At 49.2% G+C, this 19,097-nt stretch carries 16 protein-coding genes; 9 read left to right on the top strand and 7 right to left on the bottom strand.

The window, feature by feature from the left end:
• Nucleotides 1–84: 84 nt before the first annotated feature.
• Entirely contained in the window at nt 85–1,089 is a 1,005-nt protein-coding gene (gene galE / locus H6F88_RS28410; RefSeq protein ID WP_190646169.1) for a UDP-glucose 4-epimerase GalE, read from the top strand.
• A gap of 40 nt (nt 1,090–1,129) precedes the next feature.
• On the opposite strand, the gene H6F88_RS28415 is transcribed toward galE, so the two are convergent.
• Both H6F88_RS28415 and H6F88_RS28420 read right to left on the bottom strand, forming a co-directional pair.
• Nucleotides 1,130–2,014, bottom strand: a complete 885-nt coding sequence (locus H6F88_RS28415) for a mechanosensitive ion channel domain-containing protein (protein WP_190646170.1) — start codon at nt 2,012–2,014, stop codon at nt 1,130–1,132.
• Nucleotides 2,015–2,139: 125 nt separating this feature from the next.
• Nucleotides 2,140–2,823, bottom strand: a complete 684-nt coding sequence (locus H6F88_RS28420) for a fasciclin domain-containing protein (protein WP_190646171.1) — start codon at nt 2,821–2,823, stop codon at nt 2,140–2,142.
• Nucleotides 2,824–3,124: 301 nt separating this feature from the next.
• Between H6F88_RS28420 and H6F88_RS28425 the strand changes: the two genes are divergently transcribed.
• From H6F88_RS28425 to H6F88_RS28440, 4 genes are all read left to right on the top strand, one after another.
• Nucleotides 3,125–3,919 carry a glutathione S-transferase family protein gene (locus H6F88_RS28425; protein WP_190646172.1) on the top strand — a complete coding sequence of 265 codons (795 nt, stop codon included), beginning with the start codon at nt 3,125–3,127 and terminating at the stop codon, nt 3,917–3,919.
• Nucleotides 3,920–4,206: 287 nt separating this feature from the next.
• The gene (locus tag H6F88_RS28430) at nt 4,207–5,958 is read left to right on the top strand and encodes an ATP-binding protein (RefSeq protein WP_190646173.1); all 1,752 of its coding nucleotides are present in this window, start codon (nt 4,207–4,209) and stop codon (nt 5,956–5,958) included.
• A 661-nt stretch (nt 5,959–6,619) separates the two neighbouring features.
• Nucleotides 6,620–7,606: an RNA polymerase sigma factor, RpoD/SigA family gene (locus H6F88_RS28435; RefSeq protein ID WP_190646174.1), complete on the top strand. Its 987-nt coding sequence runs from the start codon at nt 6,620–6,622 to the stop codon at nt 7,604–7,606.
• A 511-nt stretch (nt 7,607–8,117) separates the two neighbouring features.
• Nucleotides 8,118–8,672, top strand: a complete 555-nt coding sequence (locus H6F88_RS28440) for a hypothetical protein (protein WP_190646175.1) — start codon at nt 8,118–8,120, stop codon at nt 8,670–8,672.
• A gap of 165 nt (nt 8,673–8,837) precedes the next feature.
• Here the strand turns inward: H6F88_RS28440 and H6F88_RS28445 are convergent, their stop codons facing one another.
• Entirely contained in the window at nt 8,838–11,597 is a 2,760-nt protein-coding gene (locus H6F88_RS28445; RefSeq protein ID WP_190646176.1) for an SMC family ATPase, read from the bottom strand.
• Between the two features lie 190 nt (nt 11,598–11,787).
• Here H6F88_RS28445 and H6F88_RS28450 point away from each other — a divergent pair, with 190 nt between their 5' ends.
• From H6F88_RS28450 to H6F88_RS28460, 3 genes are all read left to right on the top strand, one after another.
• Nucleotides 11,788–12,000, top strand: coding sequence for a hypothetical protein (locus tag H6F88_RS28450; RefSeq protein WP_190646177.1), 213 nt, complete (start codon nt 11,788–11,790; stop codon nt 11,998–12,000).
• A gap of 250 nt (nt 12,001–12,250) precedes the next feature.
• Nucleotides 12,251–14,407 (top strand): glycoside hydrolase family 9 protein, encoded by a 2,157-nt coding sequence (locus H6F88_RS28455; protein WP_190646178.1) that lies wholly within the window; start codon nt 12,251–12,253, stop codon nt 14,405–14,407.
• 365 nt (nt 14,408–14,772) lie between these two features.
• Nucleotides 14,773–15,318 (top strand): hypothetical protein, encoded by a 546-nt coding sequence (locus H6F88_RS28460; RefSeq protein ID WP_190646179.1) that lies wholly within the window; start codon nt 14,773–14,775, stop codon nt 15,316–15,318.
• Here H6F88_RS28460 and H6F88_RS28465 read toward each other — a convergent pair.
• The 4 genes from H6F88_RS28465 to H6F88_RS28480 form a co-directional block, all read right to left on the bottom strand.
• Complete coding sequence (locus H6F88_RS28465) at nt 15,315–15,503, bottom strand: hypothetical protein (protein WP_190646180.1); 189 nt, start codon at nt 15,501–15,503, stop codon at nt 15,315–15,317. The two genes, H6F88_RS28460 and H6F88_RS28465, sit on opposite strands and share 4 nt — an antisense overlap.
• Before the next feature lie 325 nt (nt 15,504–15,828).
• A complete protein-coding gene (gene cobO, locus H6F88_RS28470) occupies nt 15,829–16,533 on the bottom strand; it encodes a cob(I)yrinic acid a,c-diamide adenosyltransferase (protein ID WP_190646181.1) in 705 nt (234 codons plus the stop codon).
• On the bottom strand, nt 16,533–16,817 hold the full coding sequence (locus tag H6F88_RS28475; RefSeq protein ID WP_190646182.1) for a hypothetical protein: 285 nt from the start codon (nt 16,815–16,817) through the stop codon (nt 16,533–16,535). The genes cobO and H6F88_RS28475 overlap by 1 nt, the downstream gene beginning before the upstream one ends.
• A 368-nt stretch (nt 16,818–17,185) precedes the next feature.
• Nucleotides 17,186–17,470 carry a hypothetical protein gene (locus tag H6F88_RS28480; RefSeq protein ID WP_190646183.1) on the bottom strand — a complete coding sequence of 95 codons (285 nt, stop codon included), beginning with the start codon at nt 17,468–17,470 and terminating at the stop codon, nt 17,186–17,188.
• Nucleotides 17,471–17,653: 183 nt separating this feature from the next.
• Between H6F88_RS28480 and speY the strand changes: the two genes are divergently transcribed.
• A complete protein-coding gene (gene speY / locus H6F88_RS28485) occupies nt 17,654–18,856 on the top strand; it encodes a deoxyhypusine synthase (RefSeq protein WP_190646184.1) in 1,203 nt (400 codons plus the stop codon).
• The last annotated feature ends 241 nt before the right edge of the window (nt 18,857–19,097 follow it).

A 19,097-nucleotide genomic window follows, 5' to 3' on the forward strand; every position in this document is an offset into this window, starting at 1 on the left:
ACTAGGGCTTGGGGTTGATGTCTACTTTTAAAGTTTTAAAGCGATGTTAGTCTGGAGCAACAAAACACAACTGAGGAGTCCAACATGTCGCCAGTTCGACCAACCATTTTAGTCACGGGGGGTGCAGGATACATCGGCTCTCATGCAGTGCTGGCACTTCAGCAAGCAGACTATGAGGTGGTTGTTCTCGATAATTTGGTATACGGACATCGAGACTTGGTAGAGAAAGTGTTGCAGGTAGAACTCGTCGTTGGCGATACCTGCGATCGCGCCCTTTTAGATCAGCTTTTTGCCAGTCGCAACATTGCTGCTGTGATGCACTTTGCAGCTTATGCCTATGTAGGTGAGTCGGTAACTGACCCAGCAAAGTATTACCGCAACAATTTCATCGGTACGCTGACTCTTTTAGAGGCAATGGTGGCTGCTTCGGTCAACAAATTTGTGTTTTCTTCGACCTGTGCCACCTACGGCGTACCTAAAACAGTCCCAATTCCAGAAGATCATCCCCAAGATCCGATCAATCCGTATGGGGCAACTAAGTTGATGGTTGAGCGGGTGCTAGCTGATTTTGGTGTAGCCTATGGGCTCAAGTCAGTTTGCTTCCGTTACTTTAATGCGGCGGGAGCTGATCCGGCGGGGCGGCTAGGTGAGGACCACATTCCTGAAACTCACCTGATTCCCCTGGTACTGCTGGCGGCTTTGGGTCAGCGAGAGTCTATTTCAATTTTGGGAACCGATTACCCAACCCCCGATGGAACTTGCATTCGAGACTACATTCATGTTGCTGACCTGGCTAGCGCTCATGTGTTGGGGCTGGAATATCTGCTGAAAGGAGGCGACACAGACGTGTTTAACCTGGGGAACGGCAACGGTTTTTCAGTCAAGCAGGTGATCGAAACGGCAAAGCAGGTGACGGGGCGAGACTTTAAGGTGGTGGAGGGCGATCGCCGTCCAGGAGATCCGCCTGCTCTGGTTGGCAGTGGTGAGAAAGCCAGCAAGATATTAGGGTGGCAACCGCAGTATGCTGACCTGAGCAAAATCCTATCTCACGCCTGGCAGTGGCATCAGCAGCGGCATCAGGCAAATTAAAGAATGAGGGATGAAGGTAATTTTCCTCCATCCCTCATCCCTAATTCGGCGTTGTGCTACTTGCCGTCGGAACAGAGTCATTAAACTGCTGATCAAACAGGTAAACCGAGCGAATGGGATAAGGGATACTGAAATTTGCCTGGTCACAGGCTTCCTTTAGAGCCATCATCACGCGAGTTTGAGTTTGGCGCACGTGCAACTTTTGGGGCAATGTCCAATAACGCACAACAAAATCAATTGAGCTATCGCCAAAGCTCACCACATCTACCTCGGCTGAGGGATTAGACAGTACACCTTCTACGTCGGTGAGTGCCATCAGCAAAACCTGCACAGCTCTAGGAAGCGGCGTGTTGTAATCCAAACCGATCGCCAAATCAGTGCGTCGATAGGGGCGATCGGTCAAAACTCGGATGGAACTGGTAAATACGGTCGCATTGGGAATGACAACCCGCTCCCCTTGGTAGGTGCGAATTTCTATTGAACGAATATTGATTTGCTCTACAGTTCCTTCGTAGTCGTTCACCACAATTTGATCGTTCAACCTAAATGGCTCGTTGAGTAGCAGCAAAACCCCTGCTAGAAAATTCTTAAAGATATCCTGAAAGGCAAAACCGATCGCCACAGAACCCAAACCGAGTAGCCCGATAATGTCACCCAGTCCCAAATCGGGGAAGGCAATAACGCAAGCCAACAAAATTCCGGCGATCCAGGTGGTGACGTAGGCGATTTGAAGAATCAGCGATCGCAGCGAAGGGCTTTTAACGACTTTATCTGTGGCAGTTTGGGTGATTGCGCGAATCGGTCTCACCGCGTATCGAGTAATGATTAGAATGGCGATCGCCAGAATAAATGAAGGCAAAAACTCAACCGCCTGAGCAACCAACCGCAACAGACTTGAGTTGATCGTTTGCACCAATTCACTCACAAGCAAAAGATAGAACTCAACCTAACCAGTATTACAGCGCTGGTCTGTATAAAGAAAACCCCGTGTCGGAGTAAGTCGGCACGGGGAAATGTCCAAGGAAACGTGAACTAGGAGGGGCAAAAGTCTTACAGGCTTGGAGGTAGGATCACCTGATTGACTACATGGATCACACCATTGCTAGCCGTTACGTCCGGCTGAACGACCGTTACTTCGTTCACCGTTACGCCATCTGCACTAACTTCAACAGTCACAGGCTCATTTGCTACGGTTTGCACTTCTCCTGACGTGAGCTCGCTAGAAGTGAGTTCACCAGGAACGACGTGGTAAGAGAGAATTTGTACTAGCAAGTCCCGATTCTCAGGCAGTAGCAACTGTTCTACAGTTCCTTCAGGCAAAGCCGCAAACGCTTCATCGGTAGGCGCAAACACGGTGAAAGGACCTTCGCCTTGAAGCACCTGATCCAACTCAGCCGCAGTTAGGGCAGCAATTAGCGTTCCAAAAGAACCGTTGGCAGTAGCTACATCAACGATAGTGCCAGCTTCAGCCGCTGCGGTCGGTTCTGCGGGCGTTTCCATTCCTGCCGGAGCTTCTGTCTCCATTCCTGCTGGAGCTTCCATTTCTGTCGGAGCAGGTTGGCTAAGATCAGCAGGTGCAGTGGGGGTTGCCCCAGTCTGGTTATAAGGTGCTTCGTTAAAGATGCTAGGACGTGGATTAGCCGTCTGCGCCAGTGCGGGCAGCGCAACCAGGACACTAGCAGCACTGATGCCTGCAAAGCCGAGGATTTTTTTGACTGAGACCCGTGTACTCATGGAAACTATTCTCCTTTATGCCAAGTTTTTGTAAAGCATTATTGAGTAATATGACGTTTCCTTAAAGTCCCGGTTCCAGGCGCAATTATCAGAATTGTGGATGGGTGAGGATGATTTCGGTCAGAAATAGCAAAATTGAGCCGATTACTTTCCACCCTTCGGTAGATATAAGAAGCGTTAAGTTGTGTGGCGAAGCATTTCTGATGGAAATAGGCATCAGTATGTCTATTGATTAGAACCATCGTGCAATTGTCCTCCAGGTAAACATCGCTGATATTAAAGTCATTACAGGAGGTAAATCATGCTGGAACTGTACCAATTTGAGCTATCGCATTACGTTGAAAAGGTGCGGCTAATCCTGGACTACAAGGGGCTAGCCTACCGCAAGATTGAAGTTACGCCAGGAATTGGACAGCTAGAGCTATTCAGGTTGTCGGGGCAGCGCCAGGTGCCTGTGTTGAAGGATGGCAGTGAGGTCATTGCAGACTCAACAGCGATCGCCGAATACCTCGACCGTAAATATCCCAATCGCCCCATCATTCCAGCCGATTCCAAGCAGCGAGGGTTGTGCTTGCTAATGGAGCAGTGGGCAGACGAATCAATTGGTCTGAACGCCCGCAAAGTAATGTTAGGAGCATTGGGGCAAGACCAGTCTTTCCGTAAAGCCTTTCTGCCTGCAACGACTCCTGATTTGCTCAGAGGGTTAGTCGGTTCAGTGCCCAATGAAATTTTTAGTGTTTTAGGTTTGGGTGTAGGTTTAGGCCCAGAGGCTCTCAAAACTGCTCAGGATGCCATGAAGCGGGATCTAGCCTCGCTCTGTTTCATTCTGATGGATCAGCCTTATTTACTGGGTGATTCTCCTACCCTGGCAGATTTTGCTGTTGCCGGATTAACAATGTACGTCAAGTTTCCTTCGGGTTCTTATCTTGATATTCCTGAGAATCTGAAGGGCAAAGGGGTTCCCGGCATTGCCGATGTTGGCACCTTTGAGCCGTTCTTTAAGTGGCGCGATCGCCTCTATGCTGACTACCGTAAATCTTCGGTTTCAACGGTTCCTCCTTCTTCGTCTGCCCCAACCTCAATCAACATTGAGTAACACCAACTCCAAGAGTTTGAGTTAGAGATGGAAAGGCACTCCGCGTCGCGGAGTGCCTTTCCATCTCTAAACCATTTTGTTGAGACAATATCAGAAGTCAACATTCGGTTAAAAGTCATTGACTATCAATTATCTATCAATTATTAGGTGTGATAAATGCACTGTGACTTTTCTCTAATTCAGTTCAGAACTGTTAGCAGAACGAATGTATTGAGAACGAATGTATTAATTAAGGGATATTCAAGTTACGATAGCTCAAAGGATTGAGCGATTGTGGGATAAATACCATGACAGAGAAACCTTTGGGTTCAGTCATTCAGGGTTCTCTCAGCCAAGGATTGGAAGTACGGCTGCATCCCGATGTGTTGGTAGAAGACATGCGGGTTGGTAAATTTTTGGTGGTGCAGGGGGTGCGATCGCGCTTTTTCTGCATGTTGACGGACGTAGCTCTGGGAACTGCCAGCCAGCGGATTATGGCGAACCCCCCTGATCCCGGCAACACGTTTTTGCAAGAAGTGCTGGCTGGAACTGGAACTTACGGCACGATTAACCTAACCCCGATGCTGATGTTTACCCCAGAAGAGGTAATGCAGGATGAGAATGGCAGAGGTAAATCCAAGCAGTCTGGTAGCTATGGGGTTAGCTTAGAGGGGAACGGCGGAGGAAGGGCGATCGCCTCTCATCAAGCTCAAAGCAGTGCCAACATTGAACTGCTGCCCGTTAAAACGATCCCCAGCCACTTCAGTCAAGTATTTGATGCCAGCGAACGGGACTTTCGCGCCGTGTTTGGTTGGGAAGACGACCCACATCGGCGCAACTTTGCGATTGGGCAACCGATCGACATGGATGTGCCGATTTGCCTTGACCTCGATCGCTTCGTTGAACGCAGTAACGGCATCTTTGGCAAATCTGGTACGGGCAAATCCTTTTTGACGCGACTGCTACTGTCTGGGATCATTCGCAAACGAGCAGCCGTTAACCTGATTTTTGACATGCACTCTGAGTATGGCTGGGAGGCAGCCAGTGAGGGCAAACGCTTCAGCACCGTGAAAGGACTGCGCCAGCTTTTCCCCGGACAGGTGCAGATCTACACGCTTGATCCTGAATCGACGAAACGACGAGGCGTGCGAGACGCGCAGGAACTTTACATTGGCTACGATCAGATTGACGTAGAAGATTTGATGCTGGTGAGAGGAGAGCTAAACCTTTCAGAAGCCAGTTTGGAAAACGCGATTATTCTTCGCAACGAGTTTGGCAAAGCCTGGATTACTCGCTTGTTGGCAATGACCAATGAGGAGATCCAGGAATTTTGCGAAACCAAGATGGGCAGCAAGTCGTCAATCATGGCATTACAGCGAAAGCTGACCCGCTTGGACGAGCTGAAATACATCCGCAATAGTTGCCCTCATAACTATGTTGGACAAATTTTGGAGTCTTTAGAAGCGGGAAAGCATGTGGTAGTAGAGTTTGGCTCTCAGTCCAATCTGCTGTCTTACATGCTGGCAACCAACGTCATTGCTCGCCGCATCCACGCTAGCTATGTGCATAAAGCGGAAAAGTTTTTGCAGACCAAGAATGTAAGCGATCGCCCCCACCAACTCGTGATCACGATCGAAGAAGCCCATCGATTCCTCGACCCTAGTACAGTACGTCAAACCATCTTTGGGACGATTGCTCGCGAAATGCGAAAGTATTTTGTCACCCTATTGGTAGTCGATCAGCGCCCCTCTGGTATTGACAATGAAGTCATGTCTCAGGTCGGTACCCGCATCACTGCTCTGCTCAACGATGAGAAGGACATTGATGCCATCTTTACGGGGGTTTCTGGTGGGCAAAGCCTGCGATCGGTGTTGGCAAAGCTAGATTCCAAGCAGCAAGCGCTGATTTTGGGTCATGCCGTACCGATGCCTGTCGTGGTTCGCACCCGCCCCTATGACGAAACCTTCTACGCCGAGATCGGGGATACCCCCTGGGAAGAAATGCCGAGTGCGAGTGTTTTTAAGGCTGCTGAGTCTGCAAAGGCAGATTTAGGGTTTTAGTTGAGCTCGATCTGAGCAAGATATTAAAAAAGTCTTAAGCTTAGTTCTCAGTTCGGTTATTACTCTGGGTTTTCACTACCTCTGCAATAGGAATTTAGTCCATGCTTATAGAAGTAGAGAACGTCTGTATGCCCTTCCCTGAACTGCTTACAAATCTAGTCTAACTGTAAACATCGTCTACCTAGAAGGTGCACGGCGTTTACAAAAGCCGTCTTCAATTTCATCCAAAAGGATGAATCGCCATCTATTTACTGGAGTCTAAACTTGTACTACTATTTAATTAAGTCAAACTCATAATGACTCCGAGTTTAATTTTGGAGTTTGAGTGCCGGTAGAAGCTGTTAGTTGATCCAAAGCTGGTCGATTCTAATTGTTTGCTTGTTGTTGAGATTGAGTCTGCGTCCTCAAAGTACGTCGCTTAGTTGGGTTTGTAATTGATTCTGGTATTGGCTGAGGAAAGTTAAAGCCTCAGCTAACCTGGCTATTTACCTGTCCTTTGCTCCTCATTTGGGATAGGCATTCGAAGGCTTGATTTTTGCTAGAGCATCTGGGTTCATCTAGCCCATTTCCCAAACAGTCTTTCCTTTGAAAGCCTAACCCTCTTTCTATTTTCTTTAGATTGTGTTCCACGTTTCATCTGACGGAGTTTACCGTATCACCCATGCCAACTGCAAACACTAAAACCAAGGCTGCTGCTAAGCCCATGTTTACCGCAGATATGGTACGCACATATTTGCATGAGATCGGTCGTGTGCCCCTGCTGACTCACGAGCAAGAGATTGTTTACGGTAAGCAAGTGCAGCAAATGATGGCGCTTCTAGATTCTAAGGAAGCGCTAGCTCAGGAGCTAGACCGTGATCCCACTGATACAGAGTGGTCGAATCGAGTCAACCTGAGCGAGTCTGAGCTGCATCAGGTCGTCCGTCAGGGACAGCGGGCTAAGCAGAAAATGATTGAAGCGAACCTGCGCTTGGTGGTAGCGATCGCCAAAAAGTACCAAAAGCGAAATCTGGAGTTCCTGGATCTGATTCAAGAAGGAACGCTAGGGTTAGAGCGCGGCGTCGAGAAGTTTGATCCCATGCGGGGCTATAAGTTTTCCACCTATGCTTACTGGTGGATTCGTCAAGCCATCACGCGGGCGATCGCTCAACAAGCTCGTACCATTCGTCTGCCCATTCACATCACCGAAAAGCTGAACAAGATCAAAAAAGTTCAGCGCGAGCTAACTCAGGAATTGGGACATAGCCCTAGCCCAGCCGAGATTGCCAAAGCATTGGAGCTGGAGCCCGCTCAAATTCGGGAATACCTGATCATGGCGCGGCAACCTGTCTCTCTCGACCTTAAGGTTGGAGATAACCAAGACACCGAGCTACAGGATCTGCTAGAAGACGAAGGTGCGTCGCCTGAAACCTATGCTGCTCAGAAGTCCCTGCGCCAAGACCTGGAAGGTCTGCTAGCTGAACTCACACCCCAACAGCGCGAAGTTCTCGTCCTGCGCTTTGGTTTGGAAGATGGCAATGAGCTATCTCTCGCCAAAGTCGGTCAACGGATGAACATTAGCCGAGAGCGGGTACGCCAGCTTGAGCGTCAGGCACTTGACCATCTGCGTCGCCGCAAAGCCAGCGTGGGAGGCTACCTGGCAAGCTAACCGAGGTTGCAGCAGGCTTCTGGCTTGCTGATCCCCGGTGCCCCTGACGAGAGGCAATTTTAATTATGACGAATAGCTTCCGCAGCACCCCAAAGGCTTGTCCTCGCGATCTGAAGGCACCTTTTGCGGGTGCTGTTTCAGTTGAATCCTAGTCCGATCAGTCCATCACATGAATCAGTTGGATGAATCAATCGGGTGAATCAATCGGATGAAGCGAAGAAGCAGCATTTCGGCGTAAATTAAGGGCAAGCTACAGAAGAGGGGCGATCGCCCAGACAATTCCAAGAATTTGCCACATTAATTTCTGGAATCAAGAAATTTGCCGTTGTAGCTCAATGTAACGGTTGCAGCTATGCACCAAGAGCTTTGTTCTCAGGAAGCCAAATCATCCTAACGGTTATCCAACGGTTGTTCAAAGTCTTTCCTTAGTTGAATAGCTGTACATAGCTTCTCCAGTAAATTTGACAACAGCCTGATCTTCGATTTTTAGTTTTTTTGGGAGGAAACTACGGTGTTTAATTCATCTCTTCGCGCATTCTCGCCGTTGCGTACTCTCACACACGTTATCAATCAGCCGTTAGCTGGGTTGTTTCTCGCTCTCGGATTGGCAGTTAGTAGTTCTGGTGCTGTAGTGGCAACAGAGGCTCCAAAAACTGCCCGCGAGGGCCGCGTCTCAGTCGCTACTGCAGCAGCCGATGTTGGAAGTCTTCGCGCTTTACCAGATGGAGTTTACCTATTTGGTCAGTCTCCAGAACCCGATCAGGTGGGTGCTGCTTACATGGTTTTTGAGGTAAACGACAGCCAGGTTGAGGGTGCGTTTTATATGCCCTATTCCTCCTTTGACTGTTTTAATGGTCAGTTTGGCAGGAATCAGCTAGAGTTAACTGTAATTAACAGCTACGAACAAACAGCTCATCCCTACGTTGTGGCACTGAACGAGAATTCATCAGTCGCGACGACGGGAAATGCGATCGCCCCCGTCGGTTTAGAGGGCTATCACCAGATTGAGCAAATGAGCGAAAATGACGAGCGAATTTTAGCAACCTGCCAAGCCGACCTGCAGTAAAGAACCTAAGCATGAGGTGGCGGTTGTAACGAGCTTGCATCTACCAGGCAGACAAGATTCTGCCCCTTCGGCAAACGGGAGTTAGGGAAACTGGACTCCCGTTTAAAAATTAGGAAGAGCGCACCCGGCACTGCAGGGTGCGCTCTTCCTGCTCTAAGACGACAATTATTCTCGCTCGACCAGGATGACGTTTTCGGTGACTTGCTCAAAGGTGTCGTCGTGGCTAATGACAAAAAGCTGTCGAAAAGTTTTGATATTGGCGATCGCCTCTGCCAAACTTGCTCTCCGAGGACGATCCATGTTGGTTGTGGGTTCGTCAAAAAAGGCGATATCGATGTCTGCTAGGACTCGCAATAATGCCAGACGCACTGCCAGCGCAGCACACATCTGCTCACCTCCAGAGAGATTGATAAAGCGACGAGAAAATGCGCCTTCCTGCACCATGATTTCGTAGTCTCGCGTCCACTCCAGTGCTAAGTTTTGGCGGTTCATCAATTCCCGAAACAGCTTGTCGGCTTCCTGGGAAACGCTTTGCACGTAGCGTTCGGTAATGCGCGGCCCAGCTTCTTTGTAAACTTTGCGGGCAAAGGTGATAAAGCGGCGAATTCGCTCTCGCTGTTTCAAATCAATTTGGGCGCGATCGCGCTTTTCGGCTAACGCCCGAAGTGTAGTCAGTTGGTGATCTAGCTCGTCCAACAGTTTGCGCTGCTGAGGCAGTCCACCCATGATTTGGTCAGCCTGACTGCGAGTCGTGTTGTAAACGGCTTCAACCTGCTGCCACTGTTCTGGATCGTAGGTTTGAATGGTCTGATCGTAGTTAGTTTTGAGGGCAACCTGCTCGGTTTCTAACGTTTGCAGTTGGGCGATCGCCCCCTCCAGTTCAGCTTGCAAAGCTGGCAGAGTTTCAGCATCTTTTTGGTGCTGGAGATAGGTCAGGTAAGCAGGTTGATGGGTTTGACGCAACTGTTTTTGCTGATCTAGCTGCTCATCTAGCTCAGCAAACTGGTTGATAGTCACCTCTAAATCGGCAATTTTTTGTTGAATGCCTGCCTGTGCCTGTTGAAGCTGAGCAAAGGCAGATTGAATCTGGGACTGCTGCTGAAGCTGTCGGGCGAGAAGCTGACTGCGTCCACGCGGATCGCCCAACTGCTCCAACTTGGCTGCAAGCTGCGATCGCTGTTGCTTTAAAGCTGGTTCTGCTGTCAGTTGAGTTTGAAGCTGGCTGATGCGGCTGTGAACTTGCTCAGCTTCCTCCTGCCATTGACTCTGCTGCGCCAAACGAGCTTCTAACGTGGCAAACTCTGCTTGCCGTCTGTAAACCTCATCGAGCTGCTTTCTCACATCGCGTAGCTGCTGCTCAAGCTGCGGCAAAGAAGTTTGCTGTTCCAGATCTGCCAAAATGCGTTGCAGCGCATCCAACAGTTCGTCGTTTAGCTCAACTCCTGCCCGAATTGCATCTAGAGCTGCATCCACAGAAGCTGTTGCCAACAGCGGTACTATCTGCTGCATTTGCGCCAGTGTAGACAATGCTTCTTCTGCCTGAAGCTGGTGACGATCGCCCTTCTCTGTCCCCACTGTTATTAACTGCCGCAAGTCTGCTTCAAACTGTTTTGCAGCAGCAATGCGGCTGAGTCTCTCCTGAAGGCGATCGCGCCGCTGCTCCAGTTCTGGAATTTGCCTGAGCGCCGTTTCTAGCGCCTGAATCTGAACAATCTCTTGGGTCAGCCGCTCCAGGCTGGATTGGATTTTTGTCCACTGCTTCGTCAGGTTTTTAGCTTCCGTTTCAGAAGCTTGAAGCCGCTGGAGTAGTTCAACGGTTGTGGTTTGCTGTTGCTCCAGGTCAAGCTGCTGTTGGATTAACGGCTGTAGCTGTTCAGCTTCCAGTTCAGCCTGCTTTAAATTTTCGAGCTGTACGGTGAGTCGAGTTAACTCCGTTTGCTGATCGAGCAGCATCTTTTGCTGAGCATCCCGCTGTTTGATTAAATTCTGACGGTTTCGCCCCTGCTGATCCAATTCTCTCAGGGCTGTCTCAGCTTGCAGAAATACCTGGTAGCCCTCGCGACTCAATTCACAGGTCTGGACTGCTTGCTGCGATCGCTCGACAGACTGCTGCAATAGCCAGTTTGCTTGCTGCTTACTTTCAAGCTGCGCGTCTAGCTTGTGCAACTGGGCTTCTAGCTGCTGCACTTGTCGCGCCTGGGCTGCCAAAGCGTCCTTCTCAACTTGCAGCTTTGTCAGATCTGTCTGCAATTGCTCAAGAGCTGCCTCTGCCGCAGAAATTTCCTGGTTGAGTTCCTGTCGCCTCTGCCGCAAAGCTTCCCAGTCTTTGAGTGAGTCTTCGTACTGGGCGATCGCCCCCTCCAACCGCTCAACTTCTGCTTTGCCGTACTTTTCCAGCGACAGCATTTGCTGATTAGTCTGCCGATATTCCTCCACTTTGAGGATTGCGTCAAAAATCGGCTTGCGTTTTTCCGCTGTTTGCAAAAAGTCTGCCGTGAAAGTTCCTTGAGGTACGCCAATCGTATTGGCAAACAGTCGCCCCAAATCGGTTCCTGGAGCGACTCCCAAATGCTGTCGCATCCAGGGCATCACTTCCTCTTCGATATGCTTGTAGTCGAGCCGCTGACCCAGTTGCGGGTCGTACAAGGTGTAGCCCTTAGTCGTGCAGCGCTGCACTTCGTAGGTGCGGGTGTCGCGGCTCGACACAAAAGCAACTGTCGCTTGAGCACTATTTGCCCCATTGCGAATCAGGTCTTCATTCTTGTACGAACCCTTGTAGTTAAACAGCGTCCAGGCGATCGCCTCTAAAATGCTCGTTTTCCCCGCCCCGTTTTCGCCACAAATGGCATTGGTGCCAGGCTGAAACTGGAAGTGGCGATCGCTGTGCGACTTAAAGTTTTTTAATGTAACCGAGAGAATTTCCATGCAGCCCTATTTTACCTGGATGCCACTGACTCACTATTCTGACAAATTTGGCAAAGCCAGGACGATGGATTGCACCACAAGACCTGCCAACTACTAGCTTCACTCCTATAAACAATTGCGATGCTATTACTCTGTGATCCTTAGTGGGATACGAAATTGTAGGCATTTTAAGCAGAGCAGGAGATTTTTTATGAGATTAAACATTGCCGTCAAAGACCAAAACGGCAAACCCTATAGCCTTCCCGATCGCTACGAGTTTGCGCTAGAAGAGCTGGATAAATTAGCCGCAGATTTCAGCGATTGCTGTTCCGCGAATCGAGAACAGCCCGCTCGAAAAGGAGGCATTTATAAGTGCACGAGTGGCAGTGAGGAAAAATGCTGTTCCTCAAATTCGATGAAGTAGCTTACATCTGATGATTCCGGTTCTTTAAGCTGTTTATTACTCCTAAAACCCTTGCTTGAGATGAACTAAAAGACTAATCTTTAAGGAACTGGGAACAATCTTTAAACAGATTTAGTCCCGAAATATACAAAGCGATTAACACAGTAGGTGCTTCTATTTTCTCTCGCAGAAATGAAGTACCTACTATTTTTTTTGAGCAAAAAAATAGCCAAGCTTTTGCTGTTTACTCACAGAAGGAAATTGACAACGAATGAATACTGTCGCCTTTTCCGTAAACAATGACTGGGGTAGCGGCTTCACTGGGGGAATGTCCATCACGAACGGTGGCACCAGTTCTCTAAAACAATGGACACTAGAATTTGAGGCTCCTTTTGAAATTACCAATATTTGGAATGCTGAAATCGTCAGCAAGACGGGAAATCGGTATGTGATCCGAAATGTTAGCTGGAATGGCAGCATTTCCCCAGGTCAAAATATTTCCTTTGGATTTAATGGCAATAAGTCAAGTGGAACGACCATTAAGCCAAGTAATTACATTTTGAATGGGCAATCGTTGGGTTCGTCAACGCCTACACCCACACCTACCCCTATCCCAGCCCCGACACCTACCCCTGCACCTGCTCCGATCGCCCTACCTACGCTCTCGGTTGACGACTTTTCCATTAAAGAAGGCACTCTCAATACCAACACCAACGCCGCATTCACCGTTAAGCTCTCTCAAGCCAGCACCAGTTCTGTGTCGGTCAATTACTCCACCGCCAATGGAACTGCTAGCTCTGGTTCTGATTACGGTGCTACTTCTGGCACCCTGACTTTCGCGCCTGGTGAAACTTCCAAAAAGATTGCTGTCACTATCAAGGGCGACAATACGGTCGAGGCAAACGAAACCTTTAAGCTCAACCTGGCTAGCTCCACAAAAGCTACGATTCGAGATGGACAGGCGATCGCCACTCTCCTCAACGACGACGTATCCACAGTTCCCACCCCGACTCCGGCTCCCACCCCGACTCCCGCCCCTCTTCCCCCACCCACCTCCGGAGCCCCCAACTACGGAGAAGCACTGCAAAAATCTCTGCTGTTTTACGAAGCTCAGCGCTCTGGAGCGCTTCCTGGTGACAATCGAATTGAATGGCGTGGCAACTCTGGACTCAAAGACGGAGCTGATGTCGGCGTTGATCTCACGGGTGGTTACTATGATGCAGGCGATCACGTCAAATTTGGCTTCCCCATGGCGGGTTCAATGACGCTGCTCAGTTGGGGTGTGATTGAATACCGCGAGGCTTACCAAAAAAGCGGGCAGCTTGATGAGGCACTCGATTCTATCCGTTGGGGGACAGACTACATCCTCAAAGCACACGTCACCGACAGCAACGGCACTAAAGCATTTTGGGGACAAGTCGGACGAGGTGACCTCGATCATGCCTATTGGGGATCTGCTGAAAACATGACAATGCAACGCCCTGCCTATAAAATCGATCGCCAAAATCCCGGTTCTGATCTAGCGGGTGAAGCTGCTGCTGCCCTCGCCTCAGCCTCTATCGTCTTCCGCTCATCTGACCCTGCCTACGCCGATCGCCTGCTTAAAAACGCCGTTCAGCTATTCCAGTTCGCAGACACCTATCGGGGCAAATATTCTGACTCCATTCCTGATGCCGCGAATTACTATAACTCCTGGAGCGGTTACAACGACGAACTGGTTTGGGGCGCGACCTGGCTTTACAAAGCTACAGGCGACAAAAACTACCTCAACAAAGCTGAAAGCTACTATCAGGGCGTGAATGCAGGCTGGACCCACAACTGGGACAACAAATCTCACGGTGCAGCCATTCTGCTGGCTCAGGAAACAGGCAATGTTAAATACCGCAACGATGTAGAAGGCTGGCTCAACAACTGGAGCAGCAAAACCGGCAGCGTCAAACATACAGAAGGCGGCATGGCATGGCTTGACCAGTGGGGTTCCCTGCGCTACAGCGCTAATACTGCTTTCCTATCAGGAATTTACAGCGATACGGTCAACAACGGAGGAGGGCGCTATTCTAACTTCACAGAAGACCAGGTCGATTACATTTTGGGCGTTAACCCCAACAAAATGAGCTACATGGTTGGGTTTGGGGACAAGTCACCCAAGAATCCTCATCATCGTGGAGCCTCTGGCACAACCAACATCAGTGACCCTACTGCCAACCGCAACATTCTTTATGGTGCACTGGTAGGTGGTCCGTCTGCCCCCAATGACAATGCTTACACCGATGCCCGCACCGATTACATTTCTAACGAAGTTGCGCTCGATTATAATGCTGCCTTTACAGGTGTGTTAGCTCGGATGTATGGCAACTTTGGCGGCAATCCGCTCACCGACGCTCAACTCAACAGCCTACCTGGCATTGAGGTGAACAATGGAATTTAACCCAGCAGGGTAAACGGCTTGTCAAGCCAATAAGGAGTTTATAAGGGGCTTAGGGCGTACTCTAAAGCCCCAAAAAAATATTTTGAGGAGCTTGCAAACCCCTCAAAGTCTTCCAAAGTGTGAACTTAGGGAGTGACTAAGAGTTAGCAACACAAGTAGAAGTTTAAAAATCACCGTTTGCGATTAAGACGCTAATTAAGAGGCTGCATTCTGCAGCAGTACAATTTGCTAGAAGACGTAAGCTTAGTTACATCGTTATCTCTGTCTGAAAGTGGGTTTCATCTTTCTTTATGCCCAATCAATAATAGAATTACTGCCTCTAAAGCTTTCTCATGCGCCCTCCTCGCCAAAACACGATACGGAATATGCCATCTGCAGAAGAAGAGCGTTTGCAGGCAGAGCGGATGCGCGATGTGTTGCTGTTGTTGGATAACCTGATTCGACGAGAGGATGTAACGATTAAGGCAATTCTGAGCTGTCTTTATGACGTGGGTTCAGCAAACTTGATCAACCAAAAATTTCGCTCTCGTTCTCTGAATGGCTTGATGAGGCGGATTTCAACAATGTCCAAGCCAGCATTCAGATTCTTTGCAATGCGTTGGATTAAGAAAAACTGTCCTGAATTGATCACGAAATGGCTATATTCAAAGGCTTCATTTCGGCGATCGCCAACCAATGCCGTTAAAAAGCTAGAAGCTGAAGTTGTAGATGTTAAAGCTGTTTTGCTAGATGCCGAGACTCGTAGACAGGAAGTCAAGCTGCTTCGTTCTCAAGTTAAGTTGCTGACTGGTTTGTTGATTGGGGCAATTACGATTTTGGGGGGTAGTACCCTTTGGCTAGGCTACAGCCAGTTACCCGAAGCGATACCGTTGATTCAATCTGTTCGTGGCGATACTCAAGATCCAGATTAGTAGAAGCTTTCTGAAGTGCCTTGCAAGAAATCGGCGGGTTGACGCTCTATCAAGAAGCGAGCGCCGCCTGATTCTCGACGGTCTGGCAGCCCAACGTCAGGAGGAACATATTCTTGGGCTGCTAGCACTGCTGAAGCAAATACTCCAAGCAGCCAAACTAGGGTCAGGATAAGAGAAGTCGTCACAAAAAGTGAACGAGTCCGAATGCTGAGTCTCTTTCTATACATACTGATTTTGCCCTGCTCATGTGCAAAGAAATGATGCAGATAGATTTCAAAGCAGCACAAATTACTCTGCATTGCAGAGATGGCTGCACACCCTGGGCTTCCTGGTGTTCGCAAAAAGTTTTTAAGCTCGGTTAAAGCTAGGCTATCCGCTCTTGTTTGGTACTGCCCAGTACCAGCACTGAGTCTTCAAATAAGAATTACACTTCAGTTCTATAAGGTGCAGAGAACTTTACTAAGATATGTAGCCCTAGCCAGATGATGAGTAAGAATCCTGCTCCTTGAGCTAGAACTCAATTCCAGCTTGTGCTTTAACGCCTTGCTCTTTGAAGGGATGCTTGATGAGCGTCATCTCAGTAACTAGGTCAGCCCGTTCAATTAACGCTGGGGGTGCGCCTCGTCCAGTTAGGATGACATGAGAGTTTTCAGGCTTTTGCTCTAGACCTGTCAATACTTGTTCAACTTGCAAGTAGCCCAGCTTGAGAGCAATGTTTACTTCGTCTAACAGTACGGTTCTAAAGTCTGAGTTATGGATGAATGACAGGGCTTTTTGCCATGCAGCCTGGGCTTTTTCGATATCTCGCTGGCGGTCTTGGGTTTCCCAGGTAAACCCTTCTCCCATTGCATGAAATTCTAGCTGAGGTAAACTGCCGTCTTTTGGCTCTGTCCAGGGGGCAAGGACTGCTTTTTCAGCAGGCTCCCAGGCTCCTTTGATGAACTGGACGATCGCCACTCGATAGCCGTGTCCTAGCGATCGCAACACCATTCCCAGGGCAGCCGTTGTCTTGCCTTTGCCGTTGCCCGTATGCACAATGACCAGACCTTTCTGGTTTGTTTTGTCGGCTAACCGCTGCTCCTGAACCTGTTTGCGTCGCTGCATCTTGCGCTGATATTGCTCAGCCGTCAGTTCTGTGGGGGGCTGGTCAGATGACTGGTCGGGTGCGGTTTCTGCTGCCAGGCTTTGATCGAGATCGGGAGCGTTAGTTTCCATCAATCTTGTGTGTGAAATTCTACTTCGTCAACGAGTTGCGCCATGTCGCCCTGGTAATTTTGGTTGATCGCGATCGCCCTTTGCTTTAGGCGATCGGGTACATAGCGCAAATGCACCGGTAAACCGTGAGAGAGGAAAAAAACTGCGAGTTGCTCAGCATCAATATAAATTCCTTCTTGGTGAAGTCGTTGCAAGATGCCTTCAAAGGTTTGCCAGGTTGACTCTTGAGTTTGAGTCGAGCTTGGCACACAGCTCAGTGTGGATGAGGAGATGTAATCTGGCATAAGTGAGTAGCTCCTGAATCAGGATTTACTAGACTGAACCTTACAAGAGCCGAGCAAAGATCATAGTAAATAAGCTTGGGAAAAAAGCTTGGTTAGATTCATGCTACAGCAACTTGTCTAGGTAAGACTTTTATGCACTTCCAAGTACCCCTTTGATGGGATAGCGCGAGGGCCTATAAGTGTTAAAGTAGAGTCATCTTTTATTGAGAAAGGTTGCACAGAGCGTTGAAACTCCTTGCTTTCACCGGGGATCCATGGATGCCCCTGTGGTATCTAGAAATGAAACTAAAGCGGAGACGGCGATGTGACCCAGCTCTCTCTTGGGCAGACCGCTGTGAGGGGCCCAGTATAAGCTGATCGACCTGTAACTAGAGGTTTGCGGAGTGCATGTCTGCACAAGCCATGACGATATAGCGCCGTCTCTGGCATATTCGCAAACTGGGTCGATCAGGATATCTGTAGATTTGAAGAATTTGGGTTAATTCAGTTTTGAGCTTGAGGCAGGAAATGTCTATTCCTGCTTTGAGTTGGTGATTGCTAAGGCTTTGAGCTAGGGCGATTGTTGGGAATGCTATGGTTGCTGCCGGAGTTTCAGCCCTATCGCGGGTTGAAGCAGTAGGGGCGATCGCATTCGTGTACTCATCAAAACTCATTCAGACTTCTTGCAGGTTAGATTCCTAGCTTGGTGTGAGCAACATGTCCAGGCAGTAAACTCCTGCAAGATCAGGCTGAATTTTGACTTAACCCAAGTCCGCAGTTTGCAGAGACGCGGTTCATCCTCCAAAGGCGCACCCTCACCGTTTCACACTTGATGCTTAACAATTGGGAGTGTACCAATGTCTAAATCGCTCAGCCACAAGATCGCACCTGCTCCGATGCCCAAAGAAATTAGCGTGGTCGATTTGATCGACAGCTACTTCACTGCCTACAACTCTGCGCGTTTGAGAGAAATTTGTCACTTGCTTAGCCGTGAAGTGATGCGTGAAGGCGTCACGGTTGGGCTGACCCTATCAGGCGCGATGACCCCTGCCGGATTTGGCGTATCGGTTTTGGCACCGCTGATTCGCAACGGCATGATTGATTACATCATCAGCACCGGGGCAAATCTGTATCACGATATGCATTACGGTTTGGGGCTAGACCTATTTGCTAGCAACCCCTTCGTGGATGATGTGAAGCTCCGCCAGGAAGGCCGGATTCGGATTTATGACATCGTATTTGACTATGATGTGCTGCTAGAAACCGATGCCTTCATCCGTGAGTTGTTGCGTTCTGAACCCTTTCAGAAACGTATGGGAACTGCTGAGTTTCATTATCTTTTGGGTAAATACGTGAGTGAAGTTGAGAAAAGACGCGGCGTGCAGCATCCCTGCCTGCTCTCAACTGCTTACGAATGTGGCGTACCGATTTACACCTCTTCGCCTGGAGACAGTTCGATTGGAATGAATGTAGCTGCACTGGCATTGGAAGGATCGAAGCTGGTGCTTGACCCCTCGCTCGATGTGAATGAGACAGCGGCGATCGCCTATGGTGCTCGTAATTCAGACCTTCCCGGTGTAGAGGGCAAGAGCGCTGCGGTGATCATTGGTGGTGGTAGCCCCAAAAACTTCCTGCTGCAAACCCAGCCCCAAATTCATGAGGTGTTGGGTCTGGAAGAGCGCGGTCATGACTACTTCATTCAGATTACCGATGCTCGTCCTGATACGGGTGGGCTTTCTGGTGCAACGCCTACCGAGGCGGTAAGTTGGGGCAAAATTGACCCCGATGAGCTACCCAGCACCGTGGTCTGCTACACCGACAGCACGATCGCACTGCCGATTCTGACTGCTTATGTGACCAACCAGTGTCCTCCCCGTCCGCTGAAGCGGCTCTATGATCGCCGTGAAGAGCTGTTGGAGCAACTGCGGCAAGATTACATAACCGCGCAACAGGCAGACCGGGAGCTTGTGTCGTCCGTTGCAAGTACACCAACCTCCGAAAAGCGTGAGCCTATTGCCACCTACCCTTGTGGTACTCCAATTCACAAGTCTCAGCGATAGGAGTACAAGTAGTGCAGTCTAACTAATATCAAGTGCCTGTAGGGGCATGGCATTTGGGCAAAAATTCTCGGTTTATTTCAGCGTCTACTTGCCAAATTTACGCCTCTACGGAGATGTCTGCTACTTTTCAAACAACTTTATTAGCGTGAGGGCATTGCCTTTACGCTAAATTTTTTGTTCAGGCATAAATTGTTACAGTCCTGATGACAAGTTGCCTCAGTAGCAAGAGGTTTATAGGGTT

It is taken from the genome of Oculatella sp. FACHB-28 (assembly GCF_014696015.1).
Lineage (GTDB): Bacteria > Cyanobacteriota > Cyanobacteriia > Elainellales > Elainellaceae > JAAUTN01.

Excerpts from the sequence above, each read along its gene's own strand:
- H6F88_RS28425 (WP_190646172.1), top strand. The coding sequence starts at position 3,125 with ATGCTGGAACTGTACCAATTTGAGCTATCGCATTACGTTGAAAAGGTG.
- H6F88_RS28445 (WP_190646176.1), bottom strand. The coding sequence starts at position 11,597 with ATGGAAATTCTCTCGGTTACATTAAAAAACTTTAAGTCGCACAGCGAT.
- H6F88_RS28420 (WP_190646171.1), bottom strand. The coding sequence starts at position 2,823 with ATGAGTACACGGGTCTCAGTCAAAAAAATCCTCGGCTTTGCAGGCATC.
- H6F88_RS28475 (WP_190646182.1), bottom strand. The coding sequence starts at position 16,817 with ATGCCAGATTACATCTCCTCATCCACACTGAGCTGTGTGCCAAGCTCG.
- H6F88_RS28435 (WP_190646174.1), top strand. The coding sequence starts at position 6,620 with ATGCCAACTGCAAACACTAAAACCAAGGCTGCTGCTAAGCCCATGTTT.
- speY (WP_190646184.1), top strand. The coding sequence starts at position 17,654 with ATGTCTAAATCGCTCAGCCACAAGATCGCACCTGCTCCGATGCCCAAA.
- H6F88_RS28450 (WP_190646177.1), top strand. The coding sequence starts at position 11,788 with ATGAGATTAAACATTGCCGTCAAAGACCAAAACGGCAAACCCTATAGC.
- H6F88_RS28460 (WP_190646179.1), top strand. The coding sequence starts at position 14,773 with ATGCCATCTGCAGAAGAAGAGCGTTTGCAGGCAGAGCGGATGCGCGAT.
- H6F88_RS28480 (WP_190646183.1), bottom strand. The coding sequence starts at position 17,470 with ATGAGTTTTGATGAGTACACGAATGCGATCGCCCCTACTGCTTCAACC.
- cobO (WP_190646181.1), bottom strand. The coding sequence starts at position 16,533 with ATGGAAACTAACGCTCCCGATCTCGATCAAAGCCTGGCAGCAGAAACC.
- H6F88_RS28455 (WP_190646178.1), top strand. The coding sequence starts at position 12,251 with ATGAATACTGTCGCCTTTTCCGTAAACAATGACTGGGGTAGCGGCTTC.
- galE (WP_190646169.1), top strand. The coding sequence starts at position 85 with ATGTCGCCAGTTCGACCAACCATTTTAGTCACGGGGGGTGCAGGATAC.
- H6F88_RS28430 (WP_190646173.1), top strand. The coding sequence starts at position 4,207 with ATGACAGAGAAACCTTTGGGTTCAGTCATTCAGGGTTCTCTCAGCCAA.